Genomic DNA, 16,291 nt, shown 5'->3' on the forward strand with positions numbered 1-16,291 from the left:
GTCCCTTTTCGCCTTTAGGCTGGTACCTATGACAACACAGCAGCTCCTTATTCTTATCGCGGTGTTGATCGTCCTGGTGCTGGCAGTGGTCGGCATTCTGGTGGCGGTCCGTAAACACCGGTCCCCGGGGGATTCCGCGCGCCCCGACAGTGCGGAAGAGCCTGGTGCCTTCCCAGCAGCTTCGTCGGGTGACCAGGCACCCCGATCTGCTTCGCACGCATCTAGTGCTTCTGCGGGTTCCGGCTCAGTCGATTCAAAGGAGTCCAGTCAGCCGTCCTCGGCTGACCAATCAGCATCGTCGGCACAGGAGGAGCTGGCGCATCCGGAGGCCTCTGCATCCCGCATGACCAGGCTCAAGGCCAGACTGGCCAAGAGTCCCAACCCCTTTGGCAAGGCCCTCTTTGCCATTCTGACCAAGGATCATCTGAGCGAGTCCGACTGGGAGGATGTGGAAGACACCCTGCTCATGGCGGATGTGGGTGCCGAGGCCAGCGAACAGCTGGTGAAGCAATTGCGTGACGATGCTCGGATCACAGGGCAGAAGGATCCTGCAGCAGTGCGTCGTGGCCTTCGTCAGCGCCTGATCGATCTGGTCGATCCCAATATGGACCGAACTCTTGTGGCTGCCCGACCCCAGGCCAACAGGCCGTCGGTCATTATTATGGTGGGCGTCAACGGCACGGGCAAGACCACCACGGCGGGCAAGCTGGCCCGGCTCTTCGTGGCCGATGGCAAGTCGGTGGTCATGGGTGCTGCCGACACCTTCCGTGCCGCCGCCGCTGACCAGCTGGAAACCTGGGGCGGCAAGGTGGGCGTGCCTGTGGTCCGCAGCGACCGTGACGGCGCCGACCCGGCCTCGGTGGCCTTTGAAGCGGCTGAACGGGCCAAAAATGATCAGGCAGATGTTCTCATTGTGGACACAGCCGGTCGCCTGCAGAACAAGGCCAACCTCATGGATCAGTTGGGCAAGATCCGGCGGGTGATCGAGAAGAACCTGCCCGTGGACGAGGTTCTGCTGGTCCTGGATGCCACTACCGGGCAGAACGGGATGATCCAGGCCAAGGTCTTCGCCCAGGCCATCGGGGTCACAGGCATTGTCCTGACTAAGCTGGACGGCTCGGCCAAGGGCGGCATTGTCGTCTCTGTCCAGCGGGAGCTGGGCGTACCCGTCAAGCTGGTCGGGCTGGGCGAGGGGCCCGACGATCTGGCCGTTTTCGACCCCGAGTCCTTTGTCGACGGCATCCTGGGAGACGAGTAGTCCGGCCGGTCGGTTGGTCATAAGGTGGTCATCCAATAGTCACCCGGAGGTAATGCGACGGTGACCTGACCGTCATCCTCTTCCTGTTTGATGAATCGGGAAGTGGAAGAGAATCTGACGTAGGCTGTCCGGAGGGAAGCCCTCGTTATCGGGGACTGCCCGCCCGGATGGGGAAAAGAGAGGTGTAGGCATGGATTCTGGAAATGCTGCCTGGATGCTGGTAGCGGCATCCATGGTTTTCCTGATGACTCCGGCGGTGGCTTTCTTCTATGGGGGTATGGTCCGAGCCAAGGCCGTGCTCAACATGATGATGATGTCCACGCTGGCCATTGCCGTGACCGGGGTTATCTGGGCCTTCTGGGGATGGTCGATTTCCTTTGCAGGCAAGGACATCGGAGGCGTCTTCGGCGACCCCATCACCGGCTTCCTGCTCAAGGACACGGTCACGGCCAAGGACGGGGTCTTCACCTCGCTTGATTCCGCCAACGCTGCCTACCCGCACACGGTGGACATTGCCTTCCAGGCCGCCTTCGCCATGATTTGCGTGGCCCTGATCTCGGGAGCCCTGGCAGAGCGAGTCAGAATCAGCACCTGGATGATCTTCGTGGCCCTCTGGGTCACCTTGGATTACGCGCCCATGGCCCACATGGTCTGGAATCACGGACTGCTGGCTGCCGATGGACCCATCTCCAACGCCATCGGGGCTCAGGCGCACGACTTCGCAGGCGGTACGGTCATTCACATCAACGCGGCAGTAGCAGCCCTGGTCATTGTGCTCATCATCGGCAGGCGAATCGGCTTCCCCAAGGAGTCCATACGTCCCCACAATGTGCCCATGGTCATGCTGGGCGCCTTCCTGCTCTGGTTCGGCTGGTTCGGTTTCAATGCCGGTTCCGCCTTCGCCGCCAACGGCACGGCTGGATATGCCTGGGTTTCCACGACCATCGCCGCCAGCGGCGCCACCCTGGGCTGGCTCTTTACTGAGCGGGTCCGCACCGGGCATTACACCGCCATGGGTGCTGCATCCGGCATGGTCGCCGGCCTGGTGGCCATCACGCCAGCGGCCGACGTGGTTTCCCCGCTCTGGGCCATGGTCATCGGCCTCTTGGCTGGTTTCGTCTGCTGCCTGGCCTGCGGGCTCAAGTTCCGCTTCGCCTATGACGACTCCTTGGATGTGGTAGGCATCCACGGTGTGGGTGGTTTATTGGGCACGCTGCTGATAGGCTTCTTTGGTACCGGCACGGGCTTCCTGGCCGGCGGCAATTTCCGGCAGCTGCTGGTTCAGTTCCTGGTGGCGCTGATTGCGATCATCTACGCAGCTGCAGTCACTGGTGTGATCGCCTTTGCGCTGGAGAAGACCATTGGTTGGCGAGTCAGCAAGGATCAGGAGGTCATCGGCGTTGATCAGAGCGATCAGGGTGAGAGCGCCTACGACTTCGGATCCATTCTGAACTGATCAGAAAGGAAGGCAGCATGAAACTCATTACCGCCATTGTTCAGCCCGGGCGGCTGGATCAGATTAAACAGGCCCTGACCGAGGTCGGCGTGCACGGTATGACCGTCTCGTCAGCCCAGGGCTATGGCCGGCAGGGCGGCCATAAGGAGGTCTACCGGGGCAGCACTGTCAAGGTGGATCTGGTTCCCAAGGTGCGCTTGGAGGTGCTGACCGAGGATCGCCGGGTCGACGAGCTGGTCAACGCTATCGTCCAAGCTGCCGCCACCAACACCGTAGGCGACGGCAAGGTCTGGGTGCAGACCCTGGACTCGGTGGTCAGGGTCCGTACCGGGGAGACCGGCGTCGACGCCATCTGAAGCAGCTACCTGCTGCCGTCTGCATGGTCGTCTTCCTACTGACCAGTTTCGCAGGATCCCGTAGCTGTGGCCAATTTCATGGTCGAGCGGTCGGGGTCCTGCTTTTTGCTATGACTCTTCAGGCTTCCTTGACCTGGCCAATCGTCCCCATCCAGACATCGGTGCGCGTTCTCCAGCCATTGCAGATAGCTCTGACGCCGATGAAGAGGACATTGAGCACGGCCCAGAGCATGGCTATCCGCCAGGTGGGCGTCCAGCTCATGGCCAGAGCTGTCATGCCCAGCAGCCCGATCAGGTAGATCACAGCGGTCAGGGAGCAGGTGGCCGCCAGATAGCGATAGTCCCCGGCCCCGATCAGGATCCCGTCCAGGGCCCACATCCATCCGGCTACGGGCATGAAGACCCCTTGGACGATCATGCCTACGGTGATCAGCGACCTGATGGCCGGCGTTGGGCTGAACAGGGGAGCGGCGAAGAGGCCCAGGGCGATCATGACCAGCCCGACCAGCACCCCCATAGCCATGCCTGCCTTGGCTGACAGGTCGGTCATGACCCGTGCCCGCGACCGCTGTCCGGCGCCCAACTCGGTGGCTACCAGTGACTGACCGGCGATGCCCACGGCATCCAGCATGTTCAGTCCGAAGTTCCAGGCCGAGTTGACCCCCTGATAGGCCGCCAGCACCTGCTCGCCCAAGTGGGCTGCAGCCACCACGGTCATAAAGAGGCAGACCCGCAGGGCCAGGGTCCGCAGGAAAAGCGGGAAACCGTCGCCCATGCTGGCCGCCATGCCTGAGAGCCGGGGCCGCAGCTGGGCGCCTTCCCGACGGGCCCAGACCAGGGCGGGGATGGTCAGGAAGAGCCCCATGGCCCACTCGGCGATCAGGGTGGCCAGGCCCGAGCCCAGAATGTCCATGTGCAGGCCGAAGACCAAAAGGACCTCAAGGGCGGTGTTGAGGATGGCGCCTGACACGGCGGCCACCAGGGTGATCTTTACCTTTTGCAGTCCGCGGAAGATGCCGTTGGCCGCGTAGACCAGGAGCATGGCCGGAAGGCCGAAGACCAAAGCATTCAGATAGGTCTGCGCCGCCTGCAGGACCGGCCCACGGGCTCCCATCAGGCTGCAGATGGGTCGGCTCAAAGCCAGGAGAACAGGGCAGACGACCAGACCGATGACGAAGGCCAGCCACATGCCGTCCACACCGGCCTGCATGCCCTCCCGTCGGCGGCCGGCGCCCATGAGCCGGGCCACCTGGGAGGTGGTTCCGTAGGCCAGAAAGATGCACAGGCCCACGGTGGTCAGCACCACAGTGGATCCGATGGAGAGCCCGGCCAGGGCCGAGTCGCTGATGTGGCCCACGATGGCGGTGTCGATCATGACGAAGAGCGGGGAGGCGATCAGCTGGCCGAAGGTGGGTATGGCCAGTCCGGCAATGGTCCGGTAGGTCGCCCGCCGTTCTTCCGGCGTGATTGATCCGGTCTTGGTTTCGGGGATGTTCCTGTGGCTGCGCATGGACGCCATGCTAATGCTCTGGACTGAATACACAACCCCTGAAAGCCAGTCCGTGGACGCCCTGCCGACAGATGACGTATCACCAAACAGCCCTGAGTGCAAGCTGGATTGACGATGTGGAAGACTGTCCCCAAGTTTTACACAGAGTTATACCCATGAGGTGGATAAGTTGCGCACATGTCCTCTAGGACACGCCTTGAATGTGGATAACTTATTTTTCTGTACACATACAGGGCGACCCTGTGCCCGTCCAGTACGGTCGGCGCGTCCCGGTGAATGCCTTGAGTGAAATCCGTCTCTTGGGGCTGCCAAGGACGGTCCTCTTCGTAGAATCGTGGCTATGGCTTCCGACGACTACACCGACTACACCCATCCCGAACAGCGTCCCACCGATCATGCCCAGACCGGCCGCGACATGCTCTTCGACCGGGTGCCCCCGCATGACGACGATGCGGAGATGGCCGTGCTGGGCGGCATGCTCATGAGTAAGGATGCCATCGGCGAGGTCAGTCAGATGATCGACATATCCGACTTCTACCAGCCCAAGCACCAGACCATCTACGAGGCCATCGTCACCCTCTTCTCGGCCTCCCAGCCGGTGGATGCGGTCCTGGTGGCCAACGAGCTGCTCAAGTCCGGGGACCTGGAGAAGGTGGGGGGCACTGACTATCTGCACTCCCTGGTGGCCTCGGTCCCGACAGCCGCCAACGCCACCTACTATGCGGAAATCGTCCACCAGCGTGCCATCCTGCGCAATGTGATCGCGGCCGGCACCAAGATCGCCCAGCTGGGCTACTCGGCCGAGGGCTCCCAGGCGGAGGACATCGTCAACCTGGCCCAGGCCGAGGTCTACGAGATGAGCGTGGGCAGGGTCCGTCAGGATTACGAGGCCATCGGGCCGGTTGTCCATGACACCCTTGACCAGCTGGACAAGCTGCAGAACGGCGACATGGAGCGGGGCGTGCCTACCGGCTTCAAGAGCATCGACGACGTGACCCAGGGCCTGCAGCCCGGGCAGATGATCGTGGTGGCCGGCCGCCCCGCCATGGGCAAGTCCACCCTGGGCATCGACTTCGCCCGTGCTGCGGCCCTCCACAACAACATGACCACAGTGGTCTTCTCCCTGGAGATGAGCAAGAACGAGCTGGCCCAGCGCATCATCTCGGCCGAGACCGACATCCCCCTGGTGGCCCTGCGCCGGGCGGACGACATCACCCCTGAGCGTTGGAACACCCTGAACACCTTCTGGAGCAGACTCCAGGACGCCCCGCTCTTCCTGGACGATTCGCCCAACATGAGCCTGATGGAGATCCGCGCCAAGTGCCGTCGCCTCAAGCAGACCAACGACCTGAAGCTGGTGGTCATCGACTACCTGCAGCTGATGACCTCGGGCAAGCGGGTCGAATCCCGTCAGCAGGAGGTCTCCGACTTCTCGCGCGCCCTGAAGCTGCTGGCCAAGGAGCTGGAGGTTCCGGTGGTGGCGTTGAGCCAGCTCAACCGCGGTCCCGAGATGCGCAACGACAAGAAGCCCATGCTCTCCGACCTGCGCGAGTCGGGATCCATCGAGCAGGACGCCGACGTGGTCTTCCTGGTCCACCGGCCGGACTTCTACGACAAGGAGGACCGCCCGGGCGAGGCCGACATCATCCTGGCCAAGCACCGCAACGGCCCCACCGACACCTTCAAGCTGGCCTTTCTGGGCGAGAAGTCCAAGTTCAAGGACATGCCTCAGGACTACCAGCAGGGAGGGGTCTGATCATGCGTTCCACGGCTTCCAAGGCGCAGCCTGCCGATCAGCCCGGTCGTCCCCGTCGGCCTTGGCGCTCCCTCCTGGCCCTTCTGGTCGGCAAGGCGGTGCGTCTCGTTGCGCGTCTGTCCCATCACGGCGGTTCGGCCCTGCCTGGCAAGGTGGTGGAGCGGATCGACCTGGGCTTCCTGGCCAGGACCCTGTCGGGGCTGCCTCGCGGGGTGGTTCTGGTCTCGGGGACCAACGGCAAGACCACCACTACCCGAATGGTCGCCTCCATGCTGGAATCCCTGGGCCTCAAGGTCTTCACCAATCCGACCGGGTCCAACTTCACCCGTGGCGTGGTTTCGGCCTTGGTCTCTACACTGGGGCTGTCCGGTCGGCTGCATGCTGATATTGCCGTCCTGGAGCTGGACGAGGCCTATGCGGTCCACTTCGTGCGGCAGGTCAAGCCCCGCTACGCCCTCCTGCTCAATGTCATGCGCGACCAGCTGGACCGGTTTGGGGAGATTGATACTACAGCTCGGTTGCTGGGTCAGGTGGCTCAGGCCACCACAGGCACGGTGGTTCTCAACCGTGAGGATCCGCGCATCGCTAGGTTGGCCGCCCAGACGCCGGCCCAGACCGGCGTGGCCTACTTCGGTCTGTCGGACGATTTGCTGACCTATTTCCCCACCGATGACGACATGCATGCCTCGGATCAGGATGCCGATGGTGCTGCTACGGCCAGCGCTTCCCGCCCCGTTCGCCCAGGTCACCGGCTGCCAGCTGAGGTTACCCTGGAACGGGTCATGGACCACAGGGCCGCCTTCCGCCTGGATGGTCGGCTTCTGGAGACCGATCTGCGTCTGGAGGGCGTCTACAACCTCTACAATGCGGCAGCTGCCCTGGTGCTGGTGAGGGTCGTTCTTGAGGACAGGGAGCCTGATGATGCAGCGCTCATGGATGCCCTGTCCAAGGTGACGCCCGCCTTCGGCCGCGGGGAGGTCATCACCTACCAGGGCGCGCCGGTTGAGCTGGTCCTGGTCAAGAACCCCATGGGCTTCCGCCTGGCCCTGTCCTCCTTTAACCCTGCCGGCCAGGACACCATGATCGCCATCCGCGACGAGTACGCGGACGGGCGTGACATGAGCTGGCTCTGGGATGTGGACTTCACCTCGCTCAGGGATACCGGCGTGGCCATGGTCTCCGGCACCCGGGCCTATGACATGGCCCTGCGCCTGGCCTATGACCAGGTGCCCACGGAGGCGATCGAGACCGACCTGGATCGGGCGCTGACAGCCTTCCTTGAGGTGCATCCCGGCCGACCCAAGCGAATCTACTGCACCTACACGTCTATGCTCCGGCTCCGGTCCGCCCTCGGCAGGATCACGAGCGTGGACGATGCCGGGGTGGGCGCATGAGCGAGCCAACCAAAAGGAGCGCAGGAATGCCGCAGACACAGGATAATGCCAAGGTCGGGGCCGTGGGAGACCATCCGCCGCTGCAGATCCTCTCCCTCTACCACCGTGACATGAACATCTATGGGGATTCGGGCAACATTCTCAGCGTGACCCGCCGGGCTGAGCTGTACGGGTTCCGCCCCATGGTCCGCTATTACGATCCCGGTGATGCCTGGCCCGAGCGGATCGATATGATTCTGGGCGGCGGCGGCCAGGACCATGGCCAGGAACGGATCATCGACGACCTGCGGGAACGGGGCGGTCTTCTGCACGATCTGGCCGACCAGGAGGTGCCCATGCTGATGATCTGCGGGCTCTATCAGCTCTTCGGACATTATTTTGAGACCTCCGACCATGAGCGCCTGGAGGGGGTCGGCATTCTTGACGTGCACACCATTGCTCAGCCTGAGCGGATGATCGGCAACCTGGTGGAGCAGGCAGAGGACTTCGGCAGGGTGGTCGGCTATGAGAACCACTCGGGTCTGACCTACCTGGGGGAGGGGGCCCATCCCCTGGGCATGGTGACCGAGGATGGCCGAGGCAACAACGGCAAGGACCACACCGAGGGGGCCCGATGGAAGAAGGTCATCGGCACCTACATGCATGGGTCGCTGCTGCCGAAGAACCCGGCTGTTACGGACTTCCTTATCGCTGGCGCAGCCGAAAGGCGGTACGGCCAGGGCACCTTCGCCCAGATGAAGGAGACCATGGACCAGAAGAGCCGGAGCGAGTTGGAGCGTCTGGACTCCCTGGCGGATCAGGCCAGCCGTATTGCTGCATCAAGGCCCAGATGAAGAGGAGCCTGCGGTTCCTTCGGTTCCGGCACAGGGGCGTGCCAAGGAGGCAAGGCGCTGCGGTCCCTCTTGCCATGGTGTTGAATCGGATCGGTCAATGATAACCAGCTAGACTGTAAAGAGAGACGGCCGCTCGTCTCTTGGCGGTCAAAAGGGCCCGGTACTTCAAGGGCGTATGAATGCTGGGAGGCATATCATGTCGGATTTACATATTGGTGACGGATTGCACAAGGTGCTTCTGGCTGGCATTGGAGCGCTGGCCACAGGCGTGGAGAAGGGCCAGGAGGTCATCGACAGTCTGGTGAAGAAGGGCGAGCTGACGGTCGAGCAGGGGAAGATTCTCAACACTGAGCTCAAACGGAACAGGAAGACCCCTCCCGCTCCTGCACCTACTGACAGCGCTCCTGCACCGGCTGCTGGCGCGCCCAGGCCTGCGACCCATGTTGCTCCTGACCCCCGTCGTCCCGACCATGATCCCTTGGCGCCAATGCCGAATCGTCGGTCCGGGTCCATCCCCATCACCTCCAATGATCCCATTGCAGGTCAGCAGGGCTGAAAGGCAGTCAATTACTGTCAGCGTCGGTCGTCTGCGCCGGAATGTCTGCCGCTGGTCGGCCATGCGGATAAAGGACGCAGGTGAGTGGTGAGTATGGATGCCATGAACGGACATGATGCCCCGGTGCAGACCATTGGCCTCTTCGGGGTCGGCACGGGAGAGCGGCAGGGGGCGGCAGGAAGGATCCGGCACAGGCGTGGCAGGGCCCGTCGACTGGCTGAGATGATCCGCATCGCCAACCGGTTCGACATCATCCACGGGCTGACTCCGGTCACCATGCGTCGACTGTTCGAGGCGCTTGGGCCCACTTTCGTCAAGGTGGGCCAGATTCTCTCCATGCGTTCGGAGATCCTGCCGGAGGCCTTTTGCCGTGAGCTCTCCAAGCTGCGCGCCGACGCGGATCCCATCCCGTACTCCGTGGTGACCAGCACCCTGGCCGCCGAGTATGGCCGTCCGCTCGACCGGATCTTCTCCTCCATAGACCCTGTTCCCTTGGGGTCGGCTTCCCTGGCGCAGGTGCACCGGGCCCGCCTGGTCAGCGGTGAGGACGTGGCCGTCAAGGTCCAGCGCCCAGGAATTCAAGAGACCATGGCCCAGGACATCGACATTCTGCGCAGCATGGTCAAGTGGGCCTCCCGGTTCGTCCGCAGCACCCAGGTGATCGACATCCGAGGAGTGGTCGAGGAGCTCTGGGAGACTTTCCAGTCCGAGGTCGACTTCCAGCAGGAGGCCGCCAATCTGGCGGAGTTCAAGGATTTTTGCGGCTCATACGCCTACATCGACTGCCCGAAGCCCTATCCTGAGCTTTGCACCAGGCATGTGGTGGTGATGGAGTACATCGACGGGATATCGCTCTCACGGCCCGCCCAGCTGGTGGCCCAGGGCTATGACCTGAAGGAGATCGGCACCAAGCTGGTCGACAACTATGCCACCCAGATCATGGACCGGGGCTTCTTCCACGCCGATCCGCACCCCGGCAACATCATCATCCGCGATGGTTCCATAGTGCTGATCGACCTGGGAATGGTCGGCCGCCTGGACGAGGTGACCAAATCGGCTTTGAAGGACATGATTTTTGCAGTAGGCCGCGAGGATTCACCTGCCCTGGCCCAGGGGCTGCTCCGTTTCGCCGGTACGGGAGAGGCCAGAGCCGAGGACTACCCTTATCTCCTTGCCGACCTGGATGCGGTCGTCCAGCGGTTCGGCAAGCTGGATCTGGCCGATCTGGACATCGCCGAATACGTCAATGCCGTGATGAGGCTGGCCGCCCGGCATGGCATCAAGGTGCCAGGGTCGGTCACCATGGTGGCGCGGTGCCTGGTCACCCTTGAAGGACTCTTGGACGAGTTCCTGCCTGAGGCCAACATCGTGCAGATCATCACTGATCATGTCGCCTATAGCCAGAGCACGGGGTCCATCCTCAAGGAGGAGGCTCGGAAGCTGGGCATCCAAGGCGATCTGGCCCTGCATGGCCTTTTGGGTGCCCTGGCTGAGTCCCAGACCGCGACCAAGATGCTGACCCGGGGCCAGCTGCGCGCCAATGTGCAGCTGGTAGGCTCCGAGGAACCTCTGCAGCAGCTGTCCGACATGGTCAACAGACTGACCATGGCTCTCATTGTCGTTGGACTCTATGTGGGCTCTTCAATCGTCTACTTCGCCCGCGTCAAGCCGGTGGTCTTCGGCATCCCGGTGGTCAGCATGCTGGGGTACGTGGTGGCCTTCATTCTTTCGGTCTGGATAGTCCTGGACATCCTGATCAAGCACCGGGCCCTCAAGCGTCGGCGACGCAACGGCCAAGGCTAGGCTGAGAGCCCGTCCATCCTGCACAGATACTGTCAAATACTGTCAGATGCTGAATCAGTTGGCGAAATCCTCCACGGTCTCAGGATCCTCATGGTTCATGAAGGCGGATTTGCCGGTGTCCATGGCCCGCAGCCGGCCCATCTCCTGGTCGCTGAGCTGGAAGTCCCAGATGTCGAGGTTCTCGCGCATGCGCTCGCGGTGGGTGGTCTTGGGGATGACGATGACCCCGTCCTGGACCAGGAAGCGCAGGGCCACCTGGGCTGCGGTCCGGCCGTGCGCCTGCCCGATCTCGGTCAGGGTCGGGTTGGTGAACATCCCCTGGCGTCCCTCGGCGAAAGGTCCCCAGGATTCGATCCGGGTGCCGTACTTGTCCATGTAGGTGCGTTCCTGGGGGCGCTGGTGGAAGACGTGGGTCTCCAGCTGGTTGACGGCAGGGACGATTCTGTTGAACTTGACCAGGTCCACATAGCGGTCGGCGTAGAAGTTCGAGACGCCGATGGCCCGCAGGACCCCCTGGTCGTAGAGGTCCTCAAGGGCGTGCCAGGCTGCGTAGTAGTCGTTGAAGGGCTGGTGGAGGAGGACCAGGTCCAGGTGGTCAGTGCCCAGCTTCTTCATGGACTCCTCGACCGAGGCCTTGGTCTTGTCGTACCCGTAGTTGGTGATCCAGACCTTGGTGGTCAGGAAGACCTGGTCGCGGTCGAGGCCGCTCTGGGCCAGGGCATCTCCGACGGCCTGCTCGTTTCCATAGGCCTGGGCCGTGTCGATAGCCCGGTACCCGGTCTCCAGGGCGTCCAGAACTGAGCGGCGGCACTCGTCCAGGTCGGCGATCTGGTAGACCCCGAAGCCTTCCATAGGCATGAGGACGCCGTTGTTGAGCTTGACGGACGGGACGGAGGCGGATAAATCATTCTGCATGGTATTGCGCTTCTTTCTTGGCAGATTGCTCGACGGAGTTGGCTAAAGGCGGGAGCGTTCCTCTCTGATCTGCTTGTTCAAGGATAGGGCCTTCAAGCAGCTTGAAGTCAAGCTCAGCAAAGCGCGTCCAGCCTCCTGCGATGCTAGCGTGGGTAGTGAAGTAGCTGATGGCTGGAGGCGATGATGGGGTCCAAAGCACGATTGGCCGGCAAGGTCGCACTGGGTCTGGGATTCGGTGTTTTGGGAGGCTGGTGCTGGGCCCTGGCCCCTGGTCTTTCAGTGGTTGCGGGCCGGAGAAAGCCCGTCGGCCTGTCCTTGCATCCATACGCCCATAGGGGCCTGCATGACGCTGGCTCGGGGATGGAGACGACCAATCCCAACCCTGGACAGACCGCCTACCTGCACCGTATCCATGACTGCCTGAAGATTGAATCCGATCGTCCCTCAGGCAGGCACGTCTCGGCCCAAGCCAAGTCCCCTCGGGTAGTGGCGCCTGAAAATTCTCTGGCTGCCTTCGAGGCGGCCTGCAGGGCCGGCTACGGGATTGAGCTGGATGTTCATCTCAGCCGGGACGGCCAGGTGGTGGTCATCCACGATGGAGACCTGCAGCGGATGGCTGGCGTCAACCGGGCAGTGGCGGACCTGACCTATGAGCAGCTGCAGAGGATTCCCCTGTGCCCAAGCCCTGCCCAGGCTCTTGAGTCCGGGGAAGGAATTCCTGGCTCTGCCGACCACGATGGCGGTCCCGAAACGGAGGACGGGGACGGGGGCCTCAACGATCCCGACGCGCAGCATGTGCCTCTTCTGTCCGAGGTGCTCGCTCTGGTGGATGGCCGGGTGCCCTTGGTCGTCGAGATCAAGATGGACAGGGGCTTGGATCGGGAGCTCATGCGTCGGACCGATGCCCTCCTGTCCAGGTACCAGGGCCCCTATGTAATTGAGTCCTTCAACGTCCTGGCCCTTGCCTGGTATCGGGCTCACCACCCAGGCGTCACCAGGGGGCAACTGGTCGCCCCCTACCATGGCCGGGTGGACTCCCGCTCATCGGCCCTGCGCTGGATGGCCGGGTCCCTCCTCTTCAACTGGCTGGGGCGGCCGGACTTCGTGGCCTGCGAGTGGCACAGCGGGCACTCACTGCCCATGCGTCTCTATCGGTTCCTAGGTGGAACGCCCATTGCCTGGACCGTCCGCTCCGAGCATGCGCAGGAGGAGGCCAGTCCGGACTTTGATGGGATTATCTTCGAGTCGTATCTGCCCGAGAGCTGAACCAGCTATACAGGCCTGAGGCCGCAGCGGCCAGGCCTATCGCCCAGAGTGCCATGGTCAGGAAGTAGCCGTAGGGGAGAGGCACAACGCTCATGTCTATCTGGCCGGACAACTGGTGGAAGATGACGGCAAGCACCCCCGCCATGGCCAGGGCTGAAAGAAGGATGGCCGAAAGGGCATCGATTACTGACTCCCAAATCGAGGAGCAGACTAATGTTCCACGTGAAACACCGGCAGCCTGCATTCTCCGATTCTCCTGGCGACGTTCATTGACTGCGATGGCGCATGCCTGGATCAGGAATATGGCCGTTAGGACGATGGCCCCGTTCGCTATCTGGGGCATGGCCCGTTGCACCTTCTGTGACCTTTGGATGTTGGAACGAATGTACTCCTTCTTGGTGCAGGCCTTGATGTCCTTCTTGTCCCATGCTGCATTGAGCCGACTGATCAGATCGTCTGTCTGAACTCCTGGGGCGGTCCTGGCCAGGGTGGTCGATCCACTGTTGTCGGGCGCCAGTTGCGACAGGTCTGCATCCGTCATCAGGTATTCGCCCGTCTGCCCTGTCGGGGTCATATCGACTACGGCGGTGATGGTCAGCGTATGGCCTTTGTCGTACCTGTCGATCAGAGTCAGCTTGCGACCAATAGGGTTTTTCTCCTGGGTGCGGCCACTCGCTATGACGGCGATCTTGCCCGGCCCCAGGTCAGCAGCGGAGCCCTTGATGAAGATTGGGCTAATTGTATTGACGCTCTTGCCTGCTTTGTTGACGTGCATAGCCATGACGGAAGGTTCGTCATTGCCGCCATTATCTTCCTTGTCCGCAGTTGTCCAGGATCCCTCGCTATAGGTGACTGCGGATTCGATGTCTACAATGGACCGAAGTCGGCGATCCAGGTCTCTTGGATCATTGGTCTCTGCGTTGATCATGGTTTCGGCAGCGATCGGCTTATACCGGCTTATGGCTTCTTGTGCCCAGCCGGATCGTCCCAGGGCTATAAATCCGGTTACGATGACCAGCATCAGTATGATCGGCACTGCTACGGCGGTGGAGCTCCGGTTTTCCTTCCGCGCCCTTTGCCGCGCCAGGAGACCGGCGCCTCGGAAGGCCAGTTGGAAGGGGATGCCGATCAGGTTGGCACAGGCCGGAACCAGGACAGGGGCCAGGGCGCCGATGATGACGAGCAGACAGCCGGTCGAGGCCATGATCTGGATTTCAATGTCCATGCCCTTGAAGCGATGATAGACCATGGCCAGTCCTCCAGCCAGGCCGGCCAGGGCGATTATCAGGCGAAGAGGACCGATTGACTTGGTCCCTGACCGATTTCCCGAGTCCTGCAGGGCCTCGATGGGAGAGATCGCGGTAATCCTCCTGGCAGCGAACCAGGTTCCCAAGAGGCCTGCCAGGAGTATCCCTACGAAAGTGAAGAAAATTCCCGTGGGGTGGGGATGCGCGGTCATTTCCAGCGCTTCAAAGCCTGAGTTGATTAGGGACTTGGCGAATGCGGGCACCAGCAGGCATCCCGCCAAACTGCCCAGGAGGGCGGCCAAACCTACCGGAATCATGAATTCCAGTAGGGAGATGAATCTCACGGTCCTGGGAGAGACGCCTGAAAGCCGCATCATGGCATACTCGCGACGACGGCGCTCGATCAGGAATCCCACAGAAGTGATGACCAGGAAGATGGAGACGAACCCGCATATGCAGGCGTACCCTATGGATATCTGTGAAGCGCCGTCTTGGAAGGACAGGGTCATAGCGCGGTCGTAGGAATTCATTGCGCGTGTATCCGGCATTCCGTCGCCCTTCCGAGCGGCAATGGCTACCTGGATCCAGGCGCTGGTAAGGACCGAAGCGGCCATGACCGCCAGGACCATGACCGTGTAGGAGGACCGATGCTCATGCAGGAAGGAACGCACCAGGGAGCCCAGTCCAGGAGTGCGTGCCTTGGTTCGACCTGCGGTTTGCGAGCCGCCCCCGCCCATCGGTCCTGGGGTCCCGGTTCCTGCCAGCGATCTACCTAGGGAAAGGGACTTGCCCTCCATGGTGTGCTCCTTTCTCGCCCTTGAATGCCGCTGTTCTTATTGCAACACCGGGCAAAGGCCCACTCAGGGTGTTTTCAGGGTCAGACCAGGGGGAGAACCAGGGTGGCGATGAGCGATTGTGCGCTTGGCGGGGGGGGGTGCGAGGGGGCGGGAGGAGCACGGATGGAATGGGCGCCCTGCCGAGTGTCTTCAGCTGAGGCTTGCCGTAGAAGGCGATTGAAAAAAGGACCCGAACCGCGCAAAGTTCGGATCCTCGTCAGAGATGGGGGTTTATGCCCCTGTCAGTTCGCCAGCTCAGTCGATGACGCCGTAAAGGCGGTCGCCGGCATCGCCCAGGCCGGGCACGATGTAGGCGTGCTCGTTCAGCTTCTGATCGACTGCGCAGACCACCACCTTCAGGTTGATGGAGGGGTCCATCTCCTCCTTGAGGCGGTTCAGGCCTTCGGGAGCGGCCAAAATGTTGATGGAGGTCACGTCCTTGGCGCCGCGCTCAGCCAGGTATTTGGTGGCGGCGATCAGGGTGCCGCCGGTGGCCAGCATGGGATCCAGCAGGAAGCACTGACGGCCGGAGAGGTCCTCCGGCAAGCGGTTGGCGTAGGTGATGATGTCCAGGGTGTTCTCATCGCGCTTGAGGCCAAGGAATCCGACCTCGGCGGTGGGCAGCAGACGGGTCATGCCGTCAAGCATGCCCAGTCCGGCGCGCAGAATGGGAACCACCATGGGGCGCGGGGAGCAGAGCTTCTTGCCCACCATGGGAGCGACCGGGGTCTCGATTGGGTGGTCTTCGATGTCCAGATTTCGGGTGGCCTCATAGGCCTCAAGCATGACCAGTTCGCTGATCAGCTCGCGGAAGGTGTTGGAAGGGGTGTTTTTGTCCCGCAGTACGGTCAGCTTGTGCTCGATCAGCGGGTGTTCCAGTACGTGAAGTTCCATACCTCTCAGCGTAGCTCAGCGGGTCGGCTTCTGGTAGCGACCGGCAAGCCATGCTGCCTTCGATTTGGGAATGGAAATGAAAACGCCGAACCATGCAAGCGCCTGTCGGCGCAAACGCCGCTCGCAGCGGCAACAAACGGAGCCCGGGGCTTAGCCATGGTCCGGCGCAGTCCCCATTGTAGGGCATGCCGGAGTCTGATCTGTGCTCACG

The 16,291-nt window shown here is 62.2% G+C and carries 12 protein-coding genes and 1 pseudogene; 9 read left to right on the forward strand and 4 right to left on the reverse strand.

The window, feature by feature from the left end; genetic code table 11:
- Positions 1-28: 28 nt before the first annotated feature.
- The 3 genes from ftsY (at position 29) to FPK30_RS00765 (ending at position 3,070) form a co-directional block, all read left to right on the forward strand.
- On the forward strand, positions 29-1,258 hold the full coding sequence (gene ftsY / locus FPK30_RS00755) for a signal recognition particle-docking protein FtsY (protein WP_144084907.1): 1,230 nt from the start codon (positions 29-31) through the stop codon (positions 1,256-1,258).
- 190 nt (positions 1,259-1,448) lie between these two features.
- Positions 1,449-2,714, forward strand: coding sequence for an ammonium transporter (locus FPK30_RS00760; RefSeq protein WP_101432993.1), 1,266 nt, complete (start codon positions 1,449-1,451; stop codon positions 2,712-2,714).
- A gap of 17 nt (positions 2,715-2,731) precedes the next feature.
- Positions 2,732-3,070, forward strand: a complete 339-nt coding sequence (locus tag FPK30_RS00765) for a P-II family nitrogen regulator (RefSeq protein ID WP_101432992.1) — start codon at positions 2,732-2,734, stop codon at positions 3,068-3,070.
- A gap of 118 nt (positions 3,071-3,188) precedes the next feature.
- Here FPK30_RS00765 and FPK30_RS00770 read toward each other — a convergent pair whose 3' ends face one another.
- Positions 3,189-4,580: an MATE family efflux transporter gene (locus tag FPK30_RS00770; RefSeq protein ID WP_260803927.1), complete on the reverse strand. Its 1,392-nt coding sequence runs from the start codon at positions 4,578-4,580 to the stop codon at positions 3,189-3,191.
- Positions 4,581-4,995: 415 nt separating this feature from the next.
- Here FPK30_RS00770 and dnaB point away from each other — a divergent pair, with 415 nt between their 5' ends.
- The 5 genes and pseudogenes from dnaB to FPK30_RS00795 all read left to right on the forward strand — a co-directional run bounded on the left by dnaB (position 4,996) and on the right by FPK30_RS00795 (position 10,922).
- Positions 4,996-6,336: a replicative DNA helicase gene (gene dnaB, locus FPK30_RS00775; protein ID WP_121915062.1), complete on the forward strand. Its 1,341-nt coding sequence runs from the start codon at positions 4,996-4,998 to the stop codon at positions 6,334-6,336.
- Positions 6,336-7,730 carry a Mur ligase family protein gene (locus FPK30_RS00780; RefSeq protein WP_420809423.1) on the forward strand — a complete coding sequence of 465 codons (1,395 nt, stop codon included), beginning with the start codon at positions 6,336-6,338 and terminating at the stop codon, positions 7,728-7,730. The genes dnaB and FPK30_RS00780 overlap by 1 nt, the downstream gene beginning before the upstream one ends.
- Before the next feature lie 26 nt (positions 7,731-7,756).
- Positions 7,757-8,563, forward strand: coding sequence for a type 1 glutamine amidotransferase (locus FPK30_RS00785; protein ID WP_144084910.1), 807 nt, complete (start codon positions 7,757-7,759; stop codon positions 8,561-8,563).
- A 196-nt stretch (positions 8,564-8,759) separates the two neighbouring features.
- Positions 8,760-8,924, forward strand: a pseudogene (locus tag FPK30_RS08375) (phasin family protein); the annotation flags it as partial.
- A gap of 288 nt (positions 8,925-9,212) precedes the next feature.
- Positions 9,213-10,922, forward strand: coding sequence for an ABC1 kinase family protein (locus FPK30_RS00795; RefSeq protein WP_144085194.1), 1,710 nt, complete (start codon positions 9,213-9,215; stop codon positions 10,920-10,922).
- Positions 10,923-10,976: 54 nt separating this feature from the next.
- On the opposite strand, the gene FPK30_RS00800 is transcribed toward FPK30_RS00795, so the two are convergent.
- The gene (locus tag FPK30_RS00800) at positions 10,977-11,837 is read right to left on the reverse strand and encodes an aldo/keto reductase (protein WP_144084912.1); all 861 of its coding nucleotides are present in this window, start codon (positions 11,835-11,837) and stop codon (positions 10,977-10,979) included.
- 183 nt (positions 11,838-12,020) lie between these two features.
- Between FPK30_RS00800 and FPK30_RS00805 the strand changes: the two genes are divergently transcribed.
- On the forward strand, positions 12,021-13,103 hold the full coding sequence (locus FPK30_RS00805; protein WP_186279311.1) for a glycerophosphodiester phosphodiesterase family protein: 1,083 nt from the start codon (positions 12,021-12,023) through the stop codon (positions 13,101-13,103).
- Here FPK30_RS00805 and FPK30_RS00810 read toward each other — a convergent pair.
- Both FPK30_RS00810 and upp read right to left on the reverse strand, forming a co-directional pair.
- Positions 13,072-15,147 carry an ABC transporter permease gene (locus FPK30_RS00810; protein ID WP_144084914.1) on the reverse strand — a complete coding sequence of 692 codons (2,076 nt, stop codon included), beginning with the start codon at positions 15,145-15,147 and terminating at the stop codon, positions 13,072-13,074. The two genes, FPK30_RS00805 and FPK30_RS00810, sit on opposite strands and share 32 nt — an antisense overlap.
- 294 nt (positions 15,148-15,441) lie before the next feature.
- The gene (upp, locus tag FPK30_RS00815; protein ID WP_015022561.1) at positions 15,442-16,080 is read right to left on the reverse strand and encodes a uracil phosphoribosyltransferase; all 639 of its coding nucleotides are present in this window, start codon (positions 16,078-16,080) and stop codon (positions 15,442-15,444) included.
- Between the last annotated feature and the right edge of the window lie 211 nt (positions 16,081-16,291).

Source organism: Bifidobacterium apousia, assembly GCF_007559275.1.
Taxonomy (GTDB): Bacteria; Actinomycetota; Actinomycetes; order Actinomycetales; family Bifidobacteriaceae; genus Bombiscardovia; species Bombiscardovia apousia.

Excerpts from the sequence above, each read along its gene's own strand:
- ftsY (WP_144084907.1), top strand. The coding sequence starts at position 29 with ATGACAACACAGCAGCTCCTTATTCTTATCGCGGTGTTGATCGTCCTG.
- FPK30_RS00760 (WP_101432993.1), top strand. The coding sequence starts at position 1,449 with ATGGATTCTGGAAATGCTGCCTGGATGCTGGTAGCGGCATCCATGGTT.
- FPK30_RS00765 (WP_101432992.1), top strand. The coding sequence starts at position 2,732 with ATGAAACTCATTACCGCCATTGTTCAGCCCGGGCGGCTGGATCAGATT.
- FPK30_RS00770 (WP_260803927.1), bottom strand. The coding sequence starts at position 4,580 with ATGCGCAGCCACAGGAACATCCCCGAAACCAAGACCGGATCAATCACG.
- dnaB (WP_121915062.1), top strand. The coding sequence starts at position 4,996 with ATGCTCTTCGACCGGGTGCCCCCGCATGACGACGATGCGGAGATGGCC.
- FPK30_RS00785 (WP_144084910.1), top strand. The coding sequence starts at position 7,757 with ATGCCGCAGACACAGGATAATGCCAAGGTCGGGGCCGTGGGAGACCAT.
- FPK30_RS00795 (WP_144085194.1), top strand. The coding sequence starts at position 9,213 with ATGGATGCCATGAACGGACATGATGCCCCGGTGCAGACCATTGGCCTC.
- FPK30_RS00800 (WP_144084912.1), bottom strand. The coding sequence starts at position 11,837 with ATGCAGAATGATTTATCCGCCTCCGTCCCGTCCGTCAAGCTCAACAAC.
- FPK30_RS00805 (WP_186279311.1), top strand. The coding sequence starts at position 12,021 with ATGGGGTCCAAAGCACGATTGGCCGGCAAGGTCGCACTGGGTCTGGGA.
- FPK30_RS00810 (WP_144084914.1), bottom strand. The coding sequence starts at position 15,147 with ATGGAGGGCAAGTCCCTTTCCCTAGGTAGATCGCTGGCAGGAACCGGG.
- upp (WP_015022561.1), bottom strand. The coding sequence starts at position 16,080 with ATGGAACTTCACGTACTGGAACACCCGCTGATCGAGCACAAGCTGACC.